Raw genomic sequence first — 21,703 nt, 5'->3', positions numbered from 1 at the left:
GGCTCGTACTGGACGTACTTGCGCGGTCCGACAACGCAGCGAGGTGCCGTGCCGGGCGCCGTGACCCGGTGAACCTTGCCGGTCACAGCACTAGGGGTGGGTATCGCCCGTCATCCCGCGGCCGGTCCTCCGGCCGCCGCCGGTGTGCCGACGGCGTAGTGGGCGTACTCCCGCTCCGGGCGGAAGCCGGCGGTCCAGGCGAGCAGCCGGCCGGGGCGGTTGCTCGCAGAGCAGGTCCAACTGGGCGTGTGACCGCGGGCCGCTATGTCCGAGCACAGGGCGTTGACGCAGTCGAGTGCCAGGTACTGCAGGCGCGGGTCGGGCACGGTGACGCAGGCGACGTCCTCGTAGGTGGTGCCGAGGAAGTAGGTGCAGGCCACCGCCACGATGCGGGGGCCTTGGAAGGCGGCCCAGGCGTAACCGGAGCGGGCGAGGGCCTCGGGACCGCCCCAGGTGTGGTGGATCCAGCTCATCGCGGGCGGGAGCGTGGTGAGCGCCTGGGTGTCCCGCGCGTTCAGCCTGCGTACGGTCACACCCCTCGGCGGCCGGGAGGCCGGCACGGGGGAGCGTTTGACGTAGACCAGGCGCTGCCGCGGCACGACCCGGTCGAATGCTGCTCCGATCAGGGGAAGGAAGCGCCCCGGTGCCTCGATCGCACGCTCCGCGAAGCCTGCGAGGTGCTTCGGCGTCAGGGCCTGCGGGTCTCCGTGCAGCAGTACGTGGTCCCCGCACGAGGCGGCGATCACGCGGGGCTGGATGACGCGGTCGACCCGCCACTGGCCGGCCTCGGTGGTCAGGACGTGCTCGGGCAGGGCGGCCGAGCCCGGGGTGCCCGTGGGGAACCAGCGGACGAGCGCCGGAAACCGGTGGGACGGCAAGTTGATCACGGTGCTGGTGCTCCTCGTGTCGGACATGGAGGCGGGGCGGCCCTGTTCGGAGGGCCGCCCCGTGGAGTAGTGGAGTAGGTGGGTCGCTGGTCAGCAGGACGGCTTGCTGCCGTGGTTGGAGCCCTTCTTGCGGCGGGCCCTCTTCTTGCGTGCGCGCTTGGACATGGCGGTGGTGGTTCCCTTCAGGCGGTGTGGCCGACGAGGAGGTCGGCGAGCTTGCCCAGGCGCTTGACGGTGCGGTCCTCGGTGGCGGCCGCGGCCGGGGCGACGCGCTCGTCGCCGTCGTAGTAGGCGCCGTTGACGATCTCGGTGGCCGGGTCGCAGAGCCGTACGACGTGGGCCGCGCCGTCGGCGGCCGGGACGCCCTCGTGGCCGTACAGCGGGAGGAGGCCGGTCTCGCAGACGCCGGGGTTGACCGAGACGGCGGTGACGCGCGGATCGGCGGCGAAGACGGTCAGGGCCAGCTGGGACTGCGCGTACGCGGCGAGGCGGGAGTAGCGGCGGATGCGCTGCGGGTCGTTCCACTGGATGGCGCCGGTGCGGTGGAGCGAGGAGGAGACGTTGACGACCCGGCCACCCGGGTCAGCGGTCAGCGACGGCTCCAGGAGGGTCGTCACGAGGTAGTGGGCGAGGAAGTTGACCTGGAAGGCGATCTCGTTGCCGTCGGCGGTCAGGGTGTGGCGCTCGGGCGCCGCGATGGCCGCGTTGTTGACGAGTACGTCCAGGCGCGGGTGCTCCCGTACGACGGCGTGGGCCAGGCTCTCGACCTCCTCCAGGCGGACGAAGTCGGCCGCGAGCGGCCGGAGAAGAGCGCCGTCGACGCCGGTGGTGGCGATCAGCCGGTCGGTGGCCCGCTGGGCCTCCTCGGGTGTGCGGCCGTGGAGGAGGACGGTGGTGCCGCGCTCGGAGAGTTGGCGCGCGGTCTCGTAGCCGATGCCGGAGGTGGCGCCGGTGACGAGGACGGTACGGCCGGACAGGGATGAAGACATGTCGGATTCCCGGAAGCAGGCATGGCTGACCTGCCCGGCGCCCCGGCGCAAGGCGCGCGGGGGGCGTGGGCGTGGGATCAGGTCATGCGGTGAAGGTGAGGATGCGTACGAAGCCTCGAACAGCGCCCTTCAGGGGGCTGGTGGCAGGTTCCGCGGAGGACGCTCGGCCGACGTCAGAGGGCCGGGCGGACAGCGGGCGACGCCGTCGGCTGCACCCGATGGGGTGGCCGGTCGTCGTAGCGCGGACCGCTGTTCATGACCGCAATCCCAGCGCATGAGGTGCGGAGGAGGCAAGTCCTCCACGGCTCCTTGACGGCCTTCTGACGTCCGTCCGTCAGGGGCGCATCAAAGATCGACTTCCGGGCGGAAGGAACCCGTCAAGGAGTGATGCCAGGGCCGCCTGCCGGGCGCAGACTGATGTGGCGACGGAGCCGGACGACGGACCGGCGGCACGCGACTGGTGGGCGGTGGCCTGAACACCGCCCGAGAAGCGCACGGTCCCACCGTGGGGGTACGGGCCGACGCAACCGCGTGCCGGTCACCTGTCGCACAACACATGAGCCGTCCGGCTCTCCGGGGTGGGGATTCCGGGGCCGGACGGCTCGCGTGCTTGCGGGCGGTGTCCGCGGAGCTGTCAGGTGACGGCTGACGTCGGGAGCTCCGCGGTGACCGGTGGGGTGCCACCCGCTATGGGGAGGGTCAGGACCATGGTGAGGCCGCCGCCCGGGGTGTCCTCAGCGGCGAGGGTGCCGCCTATGGCTTCGGTGAAGCCGCGGGCGACAGCGAGGCCGAGGCCCACGCCGGCGCCGCGCGGGGCGTCGCCGTGGCGCTGGAAGGGTTCGAAGATGCGGTCCTTGGCCTCGTCGGGCACACCGGGTCCGCGGTCGACGACGCGCAGCTCGACACGGTTGGCGAGGGCACTGGCGGAGACGTGGACGGGCTGCCCCGCAGGGCTGTACTTGACCGCGTTCTCGACGATGTTGGCCACGGCCCGTTCCAGGAGGCCGCGGTCGACGGCGACCATCGGGAGCGTCTCCGGGATGTCGAGGTCCACGCTGTCCTCCGGTACGCCGCCCAGGGCCATCGGGACCACCTCGTCCAGGTCGGTCTCGCGGATGAGCGGGACGACGGTGCCGGTGTTGAGGCGGGACATGTCGAGGAGGTTCCCGATCAGGGCCGCGAGGCGGTCGGCGCCGTCCTCGATGCCTTCGAGGAGTTCGGCCTTGTCTTCCTGGGACCATTCGACGTCGTCAGAGCGCAGGGAGCTGACGGAGGCCTTGATGCCGGCGAGCGGGGTCCGCAGGTCGTGGCTGACGGCGGCGAGCAGGGCGGTGCGGATGCGGTTGCCCTCGGCGAGTTCGCGGGCCTTGCCGGCCTCGTCCACGAGGCGCTGGCGGTCGAGTACGACGGCGGCCTGGGCGGCGAAGGCGCCGAGTACGCGGCGGTCTTCGGCGGGGAGGACGCGGCCGGTGAGGGCGAGGGCCATGTTGTCGCCTATGGGCAGGTCGACGTCGGCGTCCTCGGGGCGGGAGACGGGGCTGATGCCGACGGCTGCGGCGGTGGTCCACGGGTCGACTTCGCTGGTGCGCTCAAGCAGGACGACCGACTGCATGGCGAAGGTCTCGCGGAGCCGCTCGAGCAGGGCGTCCAGGGAGTTCTCACCGCGCAGGACGCTGCCCGCGAGGAAGGAGAGGATCTCGGACTCGGCACGCAGGCGTGCTGCCTGGTGCGTGCGCCGGGCGGCCAGGTCGACCACGGAGGCGACGGACACCGCGACACCGACGAAGATCGCGATGGCGACGATGTTCTTCGGGTCGGAGATGGTGAACTCGTGCAGCGGCGGGGTGAAGAAGTAGTTCAGAAGCAGGGACCCGAAGGCAGCCGAGGCCAGAGCGGGGAGAAGTCCGCCGAGCAGCGCCGCCGCCACCGTGAAGGTGAGGAAGAGCAGCATGTCGTTGGCGAGGCCGAGGTCGGGGACGACCTGGTTCAGGAGGACCGTCAGGAGGGCGGGGCCGACGATGCCGGTCAGCCAGCCCCAGATGACGCGGGGCCGCCCCAGACGCGTGCCGTGGGCGGCGGGCAGGCCCCGGCCCTTGGCGGCCTGGTCGTGGGTGACGATGTGTACGTCGAGGTCGGGTCCGGATTCGCGGGCGACGGTGGCGCTCACACCAGGGCGGAAGACGGACTGCCAGGACCGGCGGCGGCTGACCCCGAGCACGATCTGGGTGGCGTTGCACCCGCGGGCGAACTCCAGGAGCGCGTCCGGGATGTTGTCGCCTATGACGTGGTGGAAGGTGCCGCCGAGGTCCTCCACCAGAGTGCGCTGGACGGCGAGTTCCTTGGGGGAGGCGGAGGTGAGGCCGTCGCTCGCGGCGATGTACACGGCGAGGACCTCACCCCCGGCTCCCTTCTCCGCGAGGCGGGCGGCACGCCGGATGAGCGTGCGGCCCTCGGGGCCGCCGGTGAGGCCGACGACGATGCGTTCGCGGGCCTGCCAGGTGGAGCGGATGTTGTGCTCGCCCCGGTACTCCTGGAGGTACTCGTCGACCCGGTCCGCGACCCACAGCAGGGCGAGCTCGCGCAGAGCGGTCAGATTGCCGGGCCGGAAGTAGTTGGACAGGGCCGCGTCGACCTTGTCCGGCTTGTAGACATTGCCGTGGGCCATCCTGCGGCGCAGGGCCTGCGGGGACATGTCGACCAGCTCGATCTGGTCGGCCCGGCGGGCCACCTCGTCCGGGACCGTTTCGCGTTGGCGGACGCCGGTGATCGTCTCGACCACGTCGCCCAGCGACTCGAGGTGCTGGATGTTGACGGTGGAGACCACGTCGATGCCGGCCTGGAGGAGCTCCTCGACGTCCTGCCAGCGCTTCGCGTTGCGTGAGCCCGGTACGTTCGTGTGCGCGAGCTCGTCCACCAGCGCGACGGCCGGGCGCCGCGCGAGGATCGCGTCGACGTCCATCTCGGTGAACGTGCCGCCCCGGTACTCGATCTCGCGCCGCTGGATGAGTTCGAGGCCGTGCAGCATGACCTCCGTGCGCGGCCGGTTGTGGTGCTCGACGAAGCCGACGACGCAGTCGGTGCCCCGCTCGATCCTGCGGTGCGCCTCGGAGAGCATCGCGTACGTCTTGCCGACGCCCGGCGCCGCGCCGAGGTAGATGCGGAGCTTGCCGCGTCCCATATTTCCGACTCTTCTTCTCTGCTGACGATTGGGTCTCTGATGGCGATCAGGCGGACTATCAGGGTTCGAAGCGGTATCCCATGCCCGGCTCCGTGATCAGATACCTCGGGTGCGAGGGGTCCGCTTCCAGTTTGCGCCGCAGCTGGGCCATGTAGACGCGCAGGTAGTTGGTGTTCTCCCCGTAGGTCGGCCCCCAGACCTCCAGCAGCAGGCGACTCTGTGTGATCAGTCGTCCCGGGTGGGTGAGGAGGATCTCCAGGAGGTGCCATTCGGTGGGGGTCAGCCGTACGGTGCGCTCACCCCGTCGTACCTTCTTCGCGACCAGGTCGACGGTGAACTCATCGGTCGTGACGACGGTGACCTCGGCGGCCTGCGATGCCGAGGGAGCCTCCTGTCTCCGGGTGGCCGCCCGGAGGCGGGCCAGGAGCTCGTCCATGCTGAACGGTTTCGTCACGTAGTCGTCCGCGCCGGCGTCCAGGGCCCGGATCTTGTCCTCCGAGGTGTGACGGGCGGAGAGGACCAGGATGGGGACCCGGCTCCAGCCGCGGACGCTCTTGATCACGTCGACGCCGTCCATGTCGGGCAGCCCGAGGTCCAGCACTATTACGTCCGGCTTGCGGGCGGCCGCGAGCCGCACGGCAGAGCCGCCGTCGGGAGCCTCCTCGACCTCGAATTTGCGCGCCTGGAGATTGATCTTGAGCGCGCGGACGAGCTGAGGGTCGTCCTCCACCACCAGCACCCGGGTCATCGGTGTGCAGCCTTTCCTTCGTTACGGGCACGGTAAGAAGCCGGCGGGGCGCGAAAGCTGCGCGCCCCGCCGGCTCCCGGTCCGTGCGATGTGGAACATCAGCTCTTGGACAGCGCCTTCAGGGCGATGTTGAGCTCGAGGACGTTGACCCTCGGCTCGCCCATGAAGCCGAGCGTGCGTCCTTCGGTGTGGTCGGCGACGAGCTTCTCGACCTGCTTGACGTCGAGCCCGTTCTGCTCGGCGACCCGGTGGACCTGGAGCTTGGCGTACTCGGGGGAGATGTTCGGGTCGAGGCCGGAGCCGGAGGAGGTGACGGCGTCAGCCGGTACGTCCTCGGGCTTGACCGTGTAGCCGGCCGTGGAGTTGTCGGCGATCACGGCTTCCTTGGCGGCCACGACCTGGGCGCAGAGGGTGCCTTCCTCGGCATCCTTGGTGCACTGGCCGTTGACCGCGCCGTTGTCGGCGGAGCGGTTGGTGGCGCCGGACAGGATCAGCGAGTACTGGGTGTTGACGCTGTTGGCGCCGAGGCCGTTGGAGGGGCGTGGCTGGAACCACTTGAGGTCCGGGCGCGCGGCCTCCTCGGCGTCGTCGGGGTTCTGCTTGGGAAGGTTGTAGCTCTGGCCGATGAGGGAGGAGCCGACGACCTGGCCGCTCTTGTCCTTGATCTCGGACCCGTTGGCCTTGTCGTTGAACAATGCCTGGGCGATGCCGGTGACTGCGAGCGGGTAGAGGACGCCGCAGATCACAGTCAGGACGAGCAGGGCGCGCAGGCCCGCTCCGATCAACCGTGCGGTGTTTCCTACGGAGTTGTTCATGGCGGATCAGCACGTTCCTAAATTCAGGCGAGCCCGGGGATGAGGGAGAGGAGCAGGTCGATGAGCTTGATGCCGATGAACGGGGCGATCAGGCCGCCCACGCCGTATAGGCCGAGGTTGCGGCGGAGCATCTTGTCGGCGCTGGTCGGCCGGTACTGGACGCCCTTCAGTGCGAGCGGCACCAGGGCGATGATGATCAGCGCGTTGAAGATGACGGCCGACAGGATCGCCGACTCGGGCGAGGCCAGGCCCATGATGTTGAGCTTGTCGAGGCCCGGGTAGACCACGGCGAACATGGCCGGGATGATCGCGAAGTACTTCGCGACGTCGTTGGCGATGGAGAACGTGGTGAGGGCGCCCCGGGTGATGAGGAGCTGCTTGCCGATCTCGACGATCTCGATGAGCTTGGTGGGGTTGGAGTCCAGGTCCACCATGTTCCCGGCCTCCTTGGCGGCCGAGGTGCCGGTGTTCATGGCGACGCCGACGTCGGCCTGGGCGAGGGCGGGGGCGTCGTTGGTGCCGTCGCCGGTCATGGCGACGAGCTTGCCGCCGGCCTGTTCCCGCTTGATGAGGGCCATCTTGTCCTCGGGGGTCGCCTCCGCGAGGAAGTCGTCGACGCCCGCCTCTTCGGCGATGGCCTTGGCGGTGAGCGGGTTGTCACCCGTGATCATGACGGTCTTGATGCCCATGCGGCGCAGCTCGTCGAACCGCTCGCGCATGCCCTCCTTGACGACGTCCTTGAGGTGGATGACGCCGAGGATCCTGGCTCCCCTGTCGTCCTTGACGGCGACCAGGAGCGGGGTGCCGCCGACCTCGGAGATCGTGTCGGCGAGGAGCTCCGCGTCCTCGGCGACCTCGCCGCCCTGCTCCCGCACCCAGCTGATGACGGATCCGGCGGCGCCCTTGCGGGTCTGCCTGCCGTCGACGTCGACGCCGGACATGCGGGTCTGGGCGGTGAACTCGATCCAGGTGGCGTGGGCCAGTTCGCCCTGGTGGCGTTCGCGCAGCCCGTACTTCTCCTTCGCCAGGACGACGATGGAACGGCCTTCGGGGGTCTCGTCGGCGAGGGAGGACAGTTGGGCTGCGTCCGCGACCTCGGCCTCGGTGGTGCCCTTGACCGGTACGAACTCGGAGGCCTGGCGGTTGCCGAGGGTGATGGTGCCCGTCTTGTCGAGCAGGAGGGTGGAGACGTCGCCGGCGGCTTCCACGGCTCGGCCGGACATGGCGAGGACGTTGCGCTGGACGAGTCGGTCCATGCCGGCGATACCGATGGCGGACAGCAGCGCCCCGATGGTGGTCGGGATGAGGCAGACCAGCAGTGCGGTGAGCACGATCATCGACTGCTCGGCACCGGCGTAGATCGCGAAGGGCTGGAGGGTGACGACCGCGAGCAGGAAGACGATGGTCAGCGAGGCGAGGAGGATGTTGAGCGCGATCTCGTTGGGGGTCTTCTGCCGGGCGGCGCCTTCGACCAGGTTGATCATGCGGTCGATGAAGGTCTCGCCGGGCTTCGTCGTGATCTTGATGACGATCCGGTCCGACAGCACCTTCGTACCGCCGGTGACGGCCGAGCGGTCGCCGCCCGACTCCCGGATGACCGGGGCCGATTCACCGGTGATCGCGGACTCGTCGACGGACGCGACGCCCTCAACGACGTCGCCGTCGCCGGGGATGATGTCGCCGGCCTCGCAGACCACCAGGTCGCCGATGCGCAGCTCGGTGCCGGGGACCTGCTCCTCGCCGAGGCCGTCCTGGGTTAGGCGGCGGGCGACGGAGTCGGTCTTGGCCTTGCGCAGGGTGTCGGCCTGGGCCTTGCCGCGGCCTTCGGCGACGGCCTCCGCGAGGTTCGCGAAGATCGTGGTCAGCCACAGCCAGGCGGTGATGGCCCAGCCGAACCAGTCGGTGGGGTCCTTCAGCGCGAGGGCGGTGGTGACCACCGAGCCGATCAGGACCACGAACATGACCGGGGACTTGATCATGATGCGGGGGTCGAGCTTGCGCACCGCGTCCGGGAAGGACTTCAGGAGCTGCTTGGGGTCGAAGAGGCCGCCGCCCACGCGTCCGGCGGCGGCCGGCTTGTGGCCGGTGGGCACGTCCTGGTGCGGGGCCCTGGTGGGTGTGGCGGTGCTCATGATGCGAGCCCTTCGGCGAGCGGTCCCAGCGCGAGCGCGGGGAAGTAGGTCAGTCCGGTGACGATGAGGATGGTGCCGACGAGCAGGCCGGTGTAGAGCGGCTTGTCGGTGCGCAGGGTGCCTGCCGTCTCGGGGACGGGCTTCTGCTCGGCGAGCGAGCCGGCCAGCGCGAGGACGAACACCATGGGCAGGAAGCGGCCGAGCAGCATGGCGATGCCGATGGTGCTGTTGAACCACTGGGTGTCGGCGTTGAGGCCCGCGAAGGCGGAGCCGTTGTTGTTGGCGCCCGAGGTGTAGGCGTAGAGGATCTCGGAGAAGCCGTGCGCGCCGGAGTTCGTCATCGAGTTGACCGGGGTGGGCAGGGCCATCGCCGCGGCGGTGAAGCCCAGCACCAGGGCCGGGGTGATGAGGATGTAGCAGGCCGCGAACTTGATCTCACGGGTGCCGATCTTCTTGCCCAGGTACTCGGGGGTGCGGCCGACCATCAGGCCGGCGATGAACACCGCGATGATCGCCATGATCAGCATGCCGTAGAGGCCGGAGCCGACGCCGCCGGGCGCGATCTCGCCGAGCTGCATGCCCAGCAGCTGGATGCCGCCGCCCAGGCCCGTGTACGAAGAGTGGAAGGAGTTGACCGCACCCGTGGAGGTGAGCGTGGTGGCGACCGAGAAGATCGCGGAGGCACCGACGCCGAACCGGGTCTCCTTGCCCTCCATCGCCCCGCCCGAGACGTCGAAGGCCGGTCCGTGGTGGGCGAATTCGGTCCACATCATCAGGGCGGTGAAGCCGATCCAGATGGTGGCCATCGTCGCGAGGATCGCGTAGCCCTGGCGCAGGTTTCCGACCATGCGGCCGAAGGTGCGGGTCAGCGCGAAGGGGATCAGCAGGATCAGGAAGATCTCGAAGAGGTTCGAGAACGGGGTCGGGTTCTCGAAGGGGTGCGCGGAGTTGGCGTTGAAGTAGCCGCCGCCGTTCGTACCCAGCTCCTTGATGACCTCCTGCGAGGCGACTGCGCCGCCGTTCCACTGCTGCATACCGCCCGTGCTGTGCCCATTCAAGAACTGGCCGACCTCGTGGATCCCGGCGAAGTTCTGGATCGCACCGCAGGCGACCAGGACGAGCGAGCCGATCACGGAGATCGGGAGCAGGATGCGGACGGTGCCGCGGACCAGGTCGGCCCAGAAGTTGCCGAGCTCACCGGTGCGGGAACGCGCGAAGCCCCGTACGAGAGCAACCGCCACTGCCATCCCCACCGCGGCGGAGACGAAGTTCTGCACCGCCAGGCCGCCGGTCTGTACGACGTGGCCCATGGCCTGCTCGCCGTAGTACGACTGCCAGTTGGTGTTCGCCACGAAGGAGGCAGCGGTGTTGAAGGCCTGGTCGGGGTCGATCGCGACGAAGCCGAGGGAGCCGGGCAGGATGTCCTGGGCGCGCTGGAGGGCGTAGAGGAAGAGGACGCTCACCGCGGAGAAGGCGAGGACGCCGCGCAGGTAGGCGGGCCAGCGCATCTCGGCGGAGGGGTTGGCGCCGATCGCCTTGTAGATCCACTTCTCCGGCTTGTAGTGCTTCTCGGAGGAGTAGACACGGGCCATGTAGTCGCCCAGGGGACGGTAGGCCAGCGCGAGCGCGGCGATCAGCGCGAGCAGCTGGAGCACGCCAGCGGTTACGGGGCTCATATCAGTGCTCAGAACCTCTCCGGGTACACAAGGGCGAGGACGAGGTATCCGAGCAGGGAGACGGCCACGACGAGGCCGACGATGTTTTCGGCGTTCACAGCTTGGTCACCCCCCGGGCGATGAGAGCCACCAGCGCGAAGACCGCGACCGTGGTGACGACGAAGGCCAGATCGGCCACCGTGAGCTCCTGGATTAAGTGGAAGATGTCTATCGGCCATGTGGCCGAGGACGAGACAACCGTGTCTTCATCCCGGTGTTAAGACGCCTTGACGGGGTCCATACGGGGGCGGGGGAACTCTTAACGCAGCCCTTACGGCACGGGCTGGAGACCGCCCGATCAGCCCTGGTGGGACAGGCCGGCCGTGTCCAGGGCGGCGCCCGCCTGGGCGGCCAGCGCGACGGCGACCAAGCGGTCCTGCTCCGGCGGCAGGGGGCGGCCGGGGTGGGCGTCGAGGAGGAAGCGGCCGTAGTAGTGGCCCCCGCCGACGACCCGCAGCTCGGTCTCGCCGTCAGGCCAGTCGGCGTACTCCGTCACCCGGCCCGGGCGGTGCAGCCACAGCCCGCCGTGGTGCTCCAGCCGTGGCCGCCGGCCCGTCAGCGAGCCGTACTCGAAGCGGCAGCCGCGCAGCCGCAGCAGGCCCACGAGCTCCCGGCGGACGTGCTCGACCACCGAGTCCGGCGAGGCGCCGTCCTCGGCCAGCCGGGCGGCCCGCTGGAGGCTGGACAGGTGCGCGGCATCGGTGACCACGGTCGTGTGCAGGGTGTGCGCGCGTACGGCGAGCTGGCCGACGATCAGGCCGGTGAGCAGCAGCAGGACGGCCGTCCGGATCTCGTCACGGTCGGAGATGGTGAACCGCTGGTAGGGCCTGGTGAGGAAGAAGTCGTACCAGGCGGCCGCGGAGAGCGCGGCCAGTGCTCCGGCGGCCCGCGTGCCCGAGGCGGCGACCGCGACGACCGCGACCACCATGATCAGGGCCTCGTTCGTCGCGGAAAGATCCGTACGGAAGGGCACGAGAGCGAGCGCGACGAGGAAGGGCGCAACGAGGGCCGCGAGGAGCGCGGCACGGTCGTGGAAACGGAACCCGGACATGTGATGCCTCCGGTCCGGACATGGCGACAACGGGCGCGTGCCGCCCACTTCAAGCGTGCCCCGGGGCGACGGGGGAGCCACGCACCCTGTCCCGGTCTTGACGCACCCCATACGCGCGCCCGCCCTCGCCGTCAGGAGCGCGTGAAGAGTGCGGTAACCGCCGTATGGATCTCGCCAAGAGCACTGTTCATCCTGCGGCGGCGTCCCGACGCTGGCCTCACTTTGGCCAACGGAGGAACAGCGAAGATGTCCATACACATGGGAAAGCCGGCGGCGGCGGGACAGGCTCCCGGCACGGAGGAGCCTCCTGATACCGGTGTGGCGACGCCCGTGGCGGTGGCCGGGGAACGGCACAAGCTGACCGCGCTGCAGGGACTCGCCGCACTGTCACTCGACGCCATGGCGTCCGTGGCGTACGGGCCGGAGTCGATCGTGCTGGTGCTGGCGGCGGCCGGCGCGTACGGGATGGGCTTCACCCTCCCGGTGACGCTCGCCATCGCGGCCCTGCTGGCCGTGCTGGTGGCCTCGTACCGCCAGGTGATCGCGGCATTCCCGGACGGCGGCGGCTCGTACGCCGTCGCGAAGCGGCATCTCGGACGGCGTACCAGCCTGATGGCCGCGGCCTCGCTGATCCTGGACTACGTACTGAACGTGGCCGTGTCCGTCACGGCCGGCGTGGCCGCCCTGACCTCGGCCTTCCCGGAGCTGTACGGAGAGCGGGTGTGGATCTGCCTCGGTGTCCTCGTCCTGGTCACCGCCGTCAACCTGCGGGGCGTGGTCGATTCGGCCAAGGCGTTCCTGCTTCCGACCGCGCTGTTCGTCGGTTCGGTCCTGGCGATGATCGCCGTCGGACTCTTCCGTGACGGGCCCGTCAGTACGGCCTCCGTCGCCGGGCATGCTTCCGCACTCGGCGAGGGCGCGCTGGAACACGGTTCGGGGGCCGTCGGCGCGCTGCTCCTTCTGAAGGCCTTCGCGGCCGGCTGCTCCGCCCTGACCGGCGTCGAGGCCGTGGCCAACGCCGTACCGTCCTTCCGCGCCCCGGCCGCCCGCCGCGCCCAGCGGACCGAGGTCGCGCTCGGCGCACTGCTGGGCGTCATGCTGATCGGCCTGTCGGTGCTGATCGGCCGGTTCCACCTCCAGCCCGTCGAGGGCGTCACCGTCCTCGCGCAACTCGCGGACGCCTCGTTCGGCCACAACGCGGCTTTCTACGTGGTGCAGTTCGCCACGATGGTGCTGCTGGCGCTGGCCGCGAACACCTCCTTCGGAGGCCTGCCGGTCCTGATGAGCCTGCTCGCCCGGGACAACTACCTGCCGCACGTCTTCGCGCTGAAGGCCGACCGCCAGGTCCACCGGCACGGCGTGGTGTGGCTGGCGCTCGTGTCCGCGGCCCTGCTGGTGTTCTCGGGCGGCGACACCAACACCCTCGTCCCGATCTTCGCCATCGGCGTGTTCGTCGGCTTCACCATCTGCCAGGTGGGCATGGTCCGGCACTGGTACGGCGAACGCCCGCGCGGCTGGCGGGCGAAGGCCGCCCTCAACGGTTTCGGCGCACTGCTCACCGGGGTCTCGGCCGTGGTCGTCACGGCCACCAAACTCACCGAGGGCGCCTGGTCGATCGTGCTCGCGCTGCCGCTGCTCGTCCTCGGCTTCGAGAAGATCCACCACGCGTACGCCGACATCGGCGAGCGTCTCGAACTCGGCCGGATACCGGTGGCCCCGCACCGCTCACGATCCCTCGTCGTGGTGCCCGTTTCGGGACTGTCGCGACTGACGTGCCAGGCGTTGACGGCCGCGCGCTCCCTCGGTGACGAGGTCCTTGCCGTGACGGTCACCCACCCCACCCCCGAGGACCGGCAGGCTGCCGAAGCCCTGCTCCGGGACTGGGAGTTGTGGAAGCCAGGTGTGGAGCTGATCGAGCTCTCCTCGCAGACCCGGTCCCTCGGGCGTCCTGTGTCCGGCTACGTGCGCGAGCTGACGCGAACCCACCCGGACACCCAGGTCACCGTGCTCATCCCGGAGACCGAACCAGCCCGCCTGTGGCAGCGGCTGCTCCAGAACCAGCGGGGCTCGGTCGTTGCCCACGCCGTCCGGCGGGACACCGACGCGGTGATCTGCCGACTGCGGTTCCGTGTCACGTCCGACACTCACTGACACACCCTTGACGGCGGTTTGACACGACCCGTACGCCGCCGTCAAGACGGTGCCAATTCCCCTGCCGGAAAGGGGATCGCATGACCAACAGGCGGTAAGTTCCTGCCTGTTGCGCCGCCGGGGGTCTCGAACTCACATGACGGCCGAGGGGGTCGATGGAGAGGACCCCCGGCGGCGACACCCCTCACCCGCGCACCCGCCTCTCGCCCGCCAGGGCCGATGAGGGGTGCCCAGCCACACTCACCAGAAGGTCGTTTCATGGCTCCCGCCGCCGCCCAGCACGTTCCCCCGGGTCTTGGGACCCCGCCGCGGATTCCGGCCAACCGGCCCTCCCGGAAACGCCCCGGCCAGGTGAACGTGCTGGAGCCCGAGATCCTTGCCACTTCCGCCCGGGATGCCGTTGCCAAGCTCCACCCGCGTGAGCTGGTCAAGAAGCCGGTGCTGTTCGTCGTAGCCGTCGGCTCCGTCCTCACCACCCTCTCCGCCCTCATCCACCCGTCCGTCTTCACCTGGGTGATCAGCGTCTGGCTGTGGCTGACGGTCCTGTTCGCCAATCTGGCCGAGGCGGTCGCCGAGGGCCGGGGCCGCGCCCAGGCCGAGTCCCTGCGCAAGGCCCGTACGGACACGGTCGCGCTGCGGCTGGAGCACTGGACGTACGGGGCGAACCTGCGGCAGGCGAGGACCGAGGCCGTCACCCCGGCCGAGCTCCAGCCCTTCGACTTCGTCCTCGTCGAAGCCGGTGAACTGGTCCCGGCCGACGGCGACGTGGTCGACGGGGCGGCGATGGTCGACGAGTCTGCCGTCACCGGCGAATCGGCGCCGGTGCTGCGGGAATCGGGCGGTGACCGGACCGCGGTGACCGGCGGGACGACCGTCCTGTCCGACTCGATCGTCGTACGCGTCACCTCGCGCCCCGGCAACAGCTTCATCGACCGGATGATCGCCCTGGTGGAAGGCGCGTCCCGGCAGAGGACGCCGAACGAGATCGCACTGAACATCCTGCTGGCCGCCCTGACCGTCATCTTCATCCTGATCGTGGTCAGCATCCAGCCGATGTCCGCCTACGCGGGCGCCGCCCAGTCGACGACCGTGCTGGTCGCGCTCCTCGTCACCCTCATCCCGACGACGATCGGCGCCCTGCTCTCCGCGATCGGCATCGCCGGCATGGACCGGCTCGTCCAGCGCAACGTCATCGCCATGAGCGGCCGCGCGGTCGAGGCGGCCGGTGACGTGAACACCCTCCTCCTCGACAAGACCGGCACCATCACCCACGGCAACCGGGCAGCCGCGGCCTTCATACCGCTCCCCGGCATCGACCACATCAAGCTCGCGGACGCCGCCCAGCTCTCCTCCCTCGCCGACGAGACCCCCGAAGGCCGCTCCGTCGTCGCTCTGGCCCAGCAGTACGGACTCCAGCCGACCGCCACGGAGGACCTCAGCAACCCCCGTTTCACCGAGTTCAGCGCCCGCACCCGCATGAGCGGAATCAACCTCAGCTGGGACAACGGGGCAGGCTGCGCCATCCGCAAGGGAGCGGTCACGCAGGTCTGCGACTGGGTCGCGGCGCGCGGCGGAACGGTACCCGCCGAGGCCGTCGGGTGGTCGGTCTCCGTGTCCGAATCCGGGGGCACACCCCTGCTGGTGGCCGTTCACGACTGGGACGGGCCGCGGGTCCTCGGCATCATCCACCTCAAGGACGTCGTCAAGGACGGCATCCGCGAGCGCTTCGCGGAGCTGCGCAGCATGGGCATCCGTACGGTCATGGTCACCGGCGACAACGAGCTGACCGCCCGGGCCATCGCGGCCGAGGCGGGCGTGGACGAGTACCTCGCGGAGGCGACGCCCGAGGACAAGATGGCCCTCATCAAGCGGGAACAGGCCGGCGGCAAGCTCGTCGCGATGACCGGCGACGGTACGAACGACGCCCCGGCCCTCGCCCAGGCCGACGTCGGCGTCGCGATGAACACGGGCACCTCGGCCGCCAAGGAGGCCGGGAACATGGTGGACCTGGACTCCAACCCCACCAAGCTCATCGAGATCGTCGAGATCGGCAAGCAACTCCTCATCACCCGAGGTGCCCTGACCACCTTCTCGATCACCAACGACGTGGCGAAGTACTTCGCGATCATCCCGGCGATGTTCGCGTCCGCCTACCCCGGACTCGGCGCGCTCAACATCATGGGGCTCAGCAGCCCCACCTCCGCCATCACCTCGGCGATCATCTTCAACGCCCTCATCATCGTCGCGCTGATCCCGCTTGCCCTGCGCGGAGTCCGCTACAGGCCGGCCTCCGCGCACGACCTGCTGCGCCGCAACCTCGGCGTCTACGGCCTCGGTGGCCTGATCCTTCCCTTCGTCGGCATCAAGCTCATCGACCTCCTGGTCTCCACCATCCCCGGCCTCGGATGAGGTTTCCTGCGGGGGCGGAGTCAGCCCCGCCCCCCTCACAGTCATGTCTCCTACGCCGTAGGAGGCTTCCTCCGCGTTAAGGAAGTGTCAGGATCGGCTCACTCACGTGCAGGAATGATCCTGCTGCGTACGCTGGCTCAGCCGTCGACGTCGACGGCTGATTCTTTGCCGTACGACAGGAGCACCCCACGATGGCCACCCCTGCCCGCACGTCGCGCCTGCGCGCGTGGCTGCTGGAAGGCTTGACCGCCGAGAACAGTTCGCCCGCCGCCAAGGAGGCGGCGGCACAGCCCCACGGCCGGCCGTGGTGGCGTGTCATGTGCCTCACGGGTCTCGACTACTTCTCCACCCTCGGCTACCAGCCCGGCATCGCCGCCCTGGCCGCCGGGCTGCTGTCGCCCCTGGCGACCATCGTGCTCGTGCTCCTCACTCTCTTCGGCGCGCTGCCCGTCTACCGGCGGGTGGCCGAGGAGAGTCCGAACGGCGAGGGCTCCATCGCCATGCTGGAGAAGTTGCTGTCGTTCTGGAAGGGCAAGCTCTTCGTCCTGACCCTGCTCGGGTTCGCGGCGACCGACTTCCTGATCACCATCACGCTCTCGGCGGCGGACGCGACAGCGCACCTGGTGGAGAATCCGCACCTCACCAGCACCCTCCACGGCCACGAAGTGCTGATCACCCTGATCATGATCGCGCTCCTCGGAGCCGTCTTCCTCAAGGGGTTCAGCGAGGCCATCGGCGTAGCCGTGGTCCTGGTGGCCACCTACCTCGGCCTGAACGTCATCGTCGTGGCCGTCGGCCTGTGGAACGTGATCACCGAGCCGCACGTCATCACCGACTGGACGCAGGCGCTGACCGCCGAGCACGGCAACCCTCTCATGATGATTGCCATCGCGCTCATCGTGTTCCCGAAGCTCGCGCTCGGTCTCTCCGGCTTCGAGACCGGCGTGGCAGTGATGCCGCACGTCAAGGGAGACCCCGACGACACGGTGGAGAAGCCGGCCGGCCGGATCCGCGGCGCCAAGAAGCTGCTGACGACCGCGGCCATCATCATGAGCGTCTTCCTGATCTGCTCCAGCTTCATCACCACCCTCCTCATCCCGGCCGAGGAGTTCCAGCCGGGTGGCGAGGCCAACGGCCGCGCCCTCGCCTACCTCGCCCACGAGCACCTGGGCTCCGCCTTCGGCACGGTCTACGACATCTCCACGATTCTGATCCTGTGGTTCGCGGGCTCCTCCGCCATGGCGGGCCTGCTGAACCTGATGCCGCGCTACCTGCCCCGCTACGGCATGGCCCCGCACTGGGCCCGCGCCCTGCGCCCCATGGTCATCGTCTTCACCCTCATCGCGTTCCTCGTGACCTGGATCTTCAACGCCGACGTGGACGCGCAGGGCGGCGCGTACGCCACCGGTGTCCTCGTCCTGATCACCTCGGCAGCCGTCGCGGTCACCATCGCCGCCCGCCGTGCCGGCGAGCGCGGCTGGACCATCGGCTTCGGCATCATCTCGGCCGTCTTCATCTACACGACCGCCGTCAACGTCGTCGAACGCCCCGACGGCGTGAAGATCGGCGCGTGTTTCATCGCCGGCATCATGGCGCTCTCGCTCCTCTCCCGCCTGGCCCGGGTCTTCGAACTGCGCGTCACCGACGTGGAGCTCGACGACATGGCGCAGCGGTTCATCCGCGACACCGCGAACCGCACGATCCGCTTCATCGCCAACGAGCCGGACAGCCGTGACCTCACCGAGTACCGGCAGAAGAAGGAGCAGATCCGCGCGGACAACGACATCCCGGCCGGTGACGACGTCATGTTCGTCGAGGTCACAGTCCTGGACGCGTCCGAGTTCGAATCCGGGCTGCGGGTCCGCGGCGAGGTGCTGCACGACCGCTACCGCGTCCTGACCCTGGAGAGCTCCAGCGTCCCCAACGCACTTGCCGCGCTGCTCCTGCACGTACGGGACGAGACGGGCCAGCGCCCGCACATCTATTTCGAGTGGACCGAGGGCAACCCCCTCGCGAACTTCCTGCGCTTCTTCCTCTTCGGGCAGGGCGAGGTTGCCCCGGTCACCCGAGAGGTCATCCGCGAGGCCGAACCCGACCGTGCCCGCCGCCCCCACGTCCACGCCGGCTGACCACTCTTGTATGGGAAGCGCAAGGAATCCCGCCGGTCCCTCGCAAGAATGGGGGAGCGGCGGGATTCTTCTGCTGTGACCGCCATTTGGGGCCCTGACCGGCCCGTCCGCCGAACCATGTCGGCCCTCATCGCAGCGATGCTGATCGAGCTCGTCCACCGGTCGTAGACGCGTCGCTACGTGCCGATGTCGCGCCGGCGCAGATCCTCCAGGGTTTCACGGCGGACCAGGAGCCGGACGGCGCCCTCGTGGACCGCGGCCACCGGGGGGCGGCCCACCATGTTGTAGCCGGACGCCATGGACACCTGGTACGCCCCCGCCACCGGTACCGCGATCAGGTCGCCGGGGCGGACGTCCCCGGGCAGTTCCACCCCGGCGGCGAGCACGTCCCCCGCCTCGCAGTGCCGCCCGACAACCGTGGCCGTACGGGAGGCGGCCGCAGAGGTCCGGCCGATCAGCCGGGGCGCGTACCGGACCCCGTACAAGGCGGGCCGCGGATTGTCACTCATACCGCCGTCGACGGCGACGAACACGGTGTCCCCGGTGTGCTTGACGGCGAGCACCCGGTACACGGCGACTCCCGCCGGCCCGACGATGCCGCGGCCCGGCTCGATGAGCAGGCGCGGGACGGGCATCCCCGCGGCGGCGCAGCTTCCGACGAGCTCGCTGCGCAGCTTGCGGGCGAGGGCGGTGACGTCGAGGGCGGGTTCGCCGGGCCGGTAGGCGATGCCGTGGCCACCACCCATGTCCAGCTCGGGCAGGACGACCCCGCAGGTATCGCGGATGCGGGCCATCAGCCCCACCATGCGGCGCAGTGCCGTGAGGTACGGCTTCACGGTGGAGATCTGGGAGCCGATGTGGCAGTGCAGGCCCGTGAGCTCCAACTCCGGCTGGGCGAGGACACGGGCGATGGCGTGCTGCGCCGAGCCGTCGGCCACGGACAGGCCGAACTTCTGGCCCTCGGTACCGGTACGGATCTTGTCGTGGCCACCGGCGGAGACGCCCGGGACGACCCGCACCATCACCTTCTGGCGTCCTCCCGGTCCCACGGCGGCGGCGATCCGGGCTATCTCCGACGGGCTGTCGATGACGATCCGCCCGACTCCGAGCCGCAGCGCGCTGTCGAGGTCGTGGGGTGACTTGGCGTTGCCGTGCAGCACGATCCGCTCGGGCGGGAACCCGGCCGTGACGGCCAGCTCCAACTCCCCGGCAGAGCACACGTCCAGGCCCAGCCCCTCCTCCCGTACCCAGCGCACCATCGCACGGGAGAGGAACGCCTTCGCCGCGTAGAGGACCTCGGCCTCGGGGAACGCGTCCCGGTAGGTCCGGCAGCGCTCGCGCACCTCGCCCTCGTCCAGGACGTAGACCGGGGTGCCGAACCGGGCCGCCACGTCCGCGAGGTCCACGCCGCCGACGGCGAGCCCGCCGTGCGCGAGCCGGGTCGTGGACGCCGGCCAGACAGAGAGGTAGTCATCGGTTCCGGATTCCGGCCTGGGTATGACTGCAGTGGTCATGGTCTGATCTCCCCCTCTCAGGCGGCCGAGGCCGGAGACACGCGCGGTGCGGCCGGCGCCGGAGCGGGACCGTTCATGGGGGAGCCGGTGGCAACGGACCCGGTGACCGCGGGAGCGGTGAACGTCGGGTCGACGGTCATCAAGACCACCCCGAGCGGCTGGGCCACGGCTCGCAGCGCCGACTCGGAGAGCCGGATCCACGGCTGCTCCGCGCCGAACGTGGCAGCCAGCCGCCCGGGGTCGGTGAACCCGACCGCCGTGCGTGCGCCCAGCGGGGTGCGGAACATGCGCACCACCACCTGCGCGGTTCCCGGCCGGACGGGGACGTAGAGGAGTCCGGCCGGGATGCGTTCCTCCGGCTCGGGGTCGTCGTCGTACTGGAACAAGCACATGGGCCCTCCTCGAGGAACCGTGACGGAAGACGGCGCCCCGAGTGCGGGAAGCAGTCCGGGGCGGCACTCGAAAGCTATGCCCGCACCGGTGCCTCCGTGCCCTGCCCCTGACGGCATCTTGACGACGACAGGCGGAGTCCATACGGATCACTGACGACCGGCGGCCGGCTGCCGGGTCGGCTTCTGCGGGATCCAGGCGCAGGCCCAGCGCCGCCAAGCCCACTCGGCGGCTGAGCGGCCGTCGCGGCCGCCGACCGAGATCCAGCCCGTCACCTGGAGGTGCAGTCCCAGGACCGCCCGCAGCAGGATTCGCATCCTCCGCCGATCCGAAGCGGCCAAGGGGGTGGACACCACCTGCTTACCTCCGCAGCACTCCGGATGACTGCCGCGCTCGAGGTCCGCAAGACGGGCAGCGTCCAGCTGCTGTACAGCGGCTATGACTGGTGAACCGCACAATGCCTACGGCCCGCGCGCTGCACTCTTCCGCGTGGGGGCCGTAGTCGTGTTCAGGTGGTGGCGGTGATCAGCATGTGGGCGGATGCGTCTGCGAAGGCGGACCCGTGGACGTCGGCCAGGCGTGCCGTGTCCAGGGCCGAGGGCAGCAGGCCGGCGGCGTGCTCCGCTCCGGCGTAGCGTTCGGCGGCCGACAGGTACGCCCAGCCCGGGCCCTCGATACCATGCAAGCGGGTGTTCTGCCATCCGGCCGCCGCTGCTTCGGCAAGGAGCTCGGCGCCGGTGTGGAAGTGCGCGATGGTGAAGCCGCGACTGCCGTCGTACCCGCCGTCGCCCAGCACCGAGGCCACCTCCGCTTGTAGCAGTTCCGGGGAGAGCTGAGCGTGGACGGTGTACTCCTGCATCAGGCTGTACCGGCTGATCCCCGCGGCCGCGACCATCGCCCCGGGCCGGGCCACGCGCAGCGCTTCCCGCAAGGCCGTGATCCGGTCGGCCCGTTCGGTCAGGTGATACAGCGGGCCGAGCAGAAGCACCGCGTCGTACGTGTCGGCCGCAGCGGTCAGGTGGCGGGCATCGCCCAGCTCGGTCGTGCACCCGGCGTAGGCGGCCGCCTGTTCGGCTCGGTGCGCGGAAGGGGCGTCATGACGGGAGCGTAGGGCCGCCGCCACGGCTCAGGCATCCGGGTTTCGGGGCCGGCCAGGGGCGACCGGCGGTGGTTGCGTTCATTCGTTGGTGTCGTCCACGAGCCGAACTTGGTGCGGCCCCTCGCGGGAGTCTCGTTCGCGGTAGAGACAGAAGCGCCGGTAGAGGGGGTCGTGGATTTCGAGGGCAGCGGTGGGCGGGTCGAGGATCAGGTGCGAAGACCGCCGCGAAGGCCGGCGTGTTCCCGCTGCCGAATCCAGAGAGCCGACGACCAGGTCCGGGGCGGGGCCGTCCCGTCAGGGGGGTGGCTGCCGGGACTCGTTCCGCCAGTGTGCGAGGTCGTGTCGGATCCCGGCTGTGGCCGGGTGATCCTCGCCGAGCACTCTGATCTCCAGCTGCAGTACTAGTACTCCAGCAGTACTTTGTGGCTTGACCTGGGGAAACGTCGAGCGGTGGGAGTGTAGCGGGCAGGTTGTCGTCACGACCGGCTTCTGCCCG

At 69.9% G+C, this 21,703-nt stretch carries 15 protein-coding genes and 1 pseudogene; 3 read left to right on the top strand and 13 right to left on the bottom strand.

Translation table 11 applies throughout. The features are described from left to right. Positions 1–110 precede the first annotated feature (110 nt). The 9 genes from AB0O21_RS39125 to AB0O21_RS39085 form a co-directional block, all read right to left on the bottom strand. Positions 111–887 (bottom strand): GNAT family N-acetyltransferase, encoded by a 777-nt coding sequence (locus AB0O21_RS39125; RefSeq protein ID WP_365180355.1) that lies wholly within the window; start codon positions 885–887, stop codon positions 111–113. Positions 888–1,069: 182 nt separating this feature from the next. Then, complete coding sequence (locus AB0O21_RS39120; protein WP_365180352.1) at positions 1,070–1,876, bottom strand: SDR family NAD(P)-dependent oxidoreductase; 807 nt, start codon at positions 1,874–1,876, stop codon at positions 1,070–1,072. Positions 1,877–2,510: 634 nt separating this feature from the next. Next, positions 2,511–5,054: a sensor histidine kinase KdpD gene (locus AB0O21_RS39115; protein ID WP_365180349.1), complete on the bottom strand. Its 2,544-nt coding sequence runs from the start codon at positions 5,052–5,054 to the stop codon at positions 2,511–2,513. A gap of 58 nt (positions 5,055–5,112) precedes the next feature. Further along, positions 5,113–5,802: a response regulator gene (locus AB0O21_RS39110; protein ID WP_365180346.1), complete on the bottom strand. Its 690-nt coding sequence runs from the start codon at positions 5,800–5,802 to the stop codon at positions 5,113–5,115. 98 nt (positions 5,803–5,900) lie between these two features. Further along, a complete protein-coding gene (locus AB0O21_RS39105; RefSeq protein ID WP_365180343.1) occupies positions 5,901–6,617 on the bottom strand; it encodes a potassium-transporting ATPase subunit C in 717 nt (238 codons plus the stop codon). A 23-nt stretch (positions 6,618–6,640) separates the two neighbouring features. Next, positions 6,641–8,749, bottom strand: a complete 2,109-nt coding sequence (kdpB, locus tag AB0O21_RS39100; RefSeq protein ID WP_365180340.1) for a potassium-transporting ATPase subunit KdpB — start codon at positions 8,747–8,749, stop codon at positions 6,641–6,643. Continuing rightward, positions 8,746–10,425, bottom strand: coding sequence for a potassium-transporting ATPase subunit KdpA (kdpA, locus tag AB0O21_RS39095; protein ID WP_365180337.1), 1,680 nt, complete (start codon positions 10,423–10,425; stop codon positions 8,746–8,748). Before kdpA ends, kdpB (AB0O21_RS39100) begins: the two co-directional genes overlap by 4 nt. An 8-nt stretch (positions 10,426–10,433) precedes the next feature. Continuing rightward, positions 10,434–10,523, bottom strand: a complete 90-nt coding sequence (kdpF, locus tag AB0O21_RS39090; protein WP_037789535.1) for a K(+)-transporting ATPase subunit F — start codon at positions 10,521–10,523, stop codon at positions 10,434–10,436. A gap of 239 nt (positions 10,524–10,762) precedes the next feature. Beyond that, positions 10,763–11,515, bottom strand: coding sequence for a DUF4118 domain-containing protein (locus tag AB0O21_RS39085; protein ID WP_365180334.1), 753 nt, complete (start codon positions 11,513–11,515; stop codon positions 10,763–10,765). A 246-nt stretch (positions 11,516–11,761) separates the two neighbouring features. Between AB0O21_RS39085 and AB0O21_RS39080 the strand changes: the two genes are divergently transcribed. The 3 genes from AB0O21_RS39080 (at position 11,762) to AB0O21_RS39070 (ending at position 18,204) form a co-directional block, all read left to right on the top strand. Continuing rightward, positions 11,762–13,666: an APC family permease gene (locus AB0O21_RS39080; protein WP_365180331.1), complete on the top strand. Its 1,905-nt coding sequence runs from the start codon at positions 11,762–11,764 to the stop codon at positions 13,664–13,666. Between the two features lie 258 nt (positions 13,667–13,924). Then, complete coding sequence (gene kdpB, locus AB0O21_RS39075; RefSeq protein WP_365180328.1) at positions 13,925–16,075, top strand: potassium-transporting ATPase subunit KdpB; 2,151 nt, start codon at positions 13,925–13,927, stop codon at positions 16,073–16,075. Between the two features lie 191 nt (positions 16,076–16,266). Continuing rightward, positions 16,267–18,204, top strand: coding sequence for an amino acid transporter (locus tag AB0O21_RS39070; RefSeq protein ID WP_365180325.1), 1,938 nt, complete (start codon positions 16,267–16,269; stop codon positions 18,202–18,204). Between the two features lie 176 nt (positions 18,205–18,380). Here the strand turns inward: AB0O21_RS39070 and lysA are convergent, their stop codons facing one another. The 4 genes and pseudogenes from lysA to AB0O21_RS39050 all read right to left on the bottom strand — a co-directional run bounded on the left by lysA (position 18,381) and on the right by AB0O21_RS39050 (position 21,231). Beyond that, positions 18,381–19,718 carry a diaminopimelate decarboxylase gene (lysA, locus tag AB0O21_RS39065; protein ID WP_365180322.1) on the bottom strand — a complete coding sequence of 446 codons (1,338 nt, stop codon included), beginning with the start codon at positions 19,716–19,718 and terminating at the stop codon, positions 18,381–18,383. A gap of 17 nt (positions 19,719–19,735) precedes the next feature. Continuing rightward, positions 19,736–20,110, bottom strand: a complete 375-nt coding sequence (locus AB0O21_RS39060; protein ID WP_365180319.1) for an SAV_915 family protein — start codon at positions 20,108–20,110, stop codon at positions 19,736–19,738. 177 nt (positions 20,111–20,287) lie between these two features. After that, positions 20,288–20,416, bottom strand: a pseudogene (locus tag AB0O21_RS39055) (ABC transporter ATP-binding protein); the annotation flags it as partial. A gap of 200 nt (positions 20,417–20,616) precedes the next feature. Continuing rightward, positions 20,617–21,231: a class I SAM-dependent methyltransferase gene (locus AB0O21_RS39050; protein ID WP_365180316.1), complete on the bottom strand. Its 615-nt coding sequence runs from the start codon at positions 21,229–21,231 to the stop codon at positions 20,617–20,619. Positions 21,232–21,703 lie beyond the last annotated feature (472 nt).

The sequence above is a fragment of the Streptomyces sp. NPDC091371 genome (assembly GCF_040684275.1).
GTDB lineage: Bacteria > Actinomycetota > Actinomycetes > Streptomycetales > Streptomycetaceae > Streptomyces.
The sequence above is the reverse complement of the archived record's forward strand: the minus strand, read 5'-3'. Positions and strand labels throughout refer to the sequence as shown.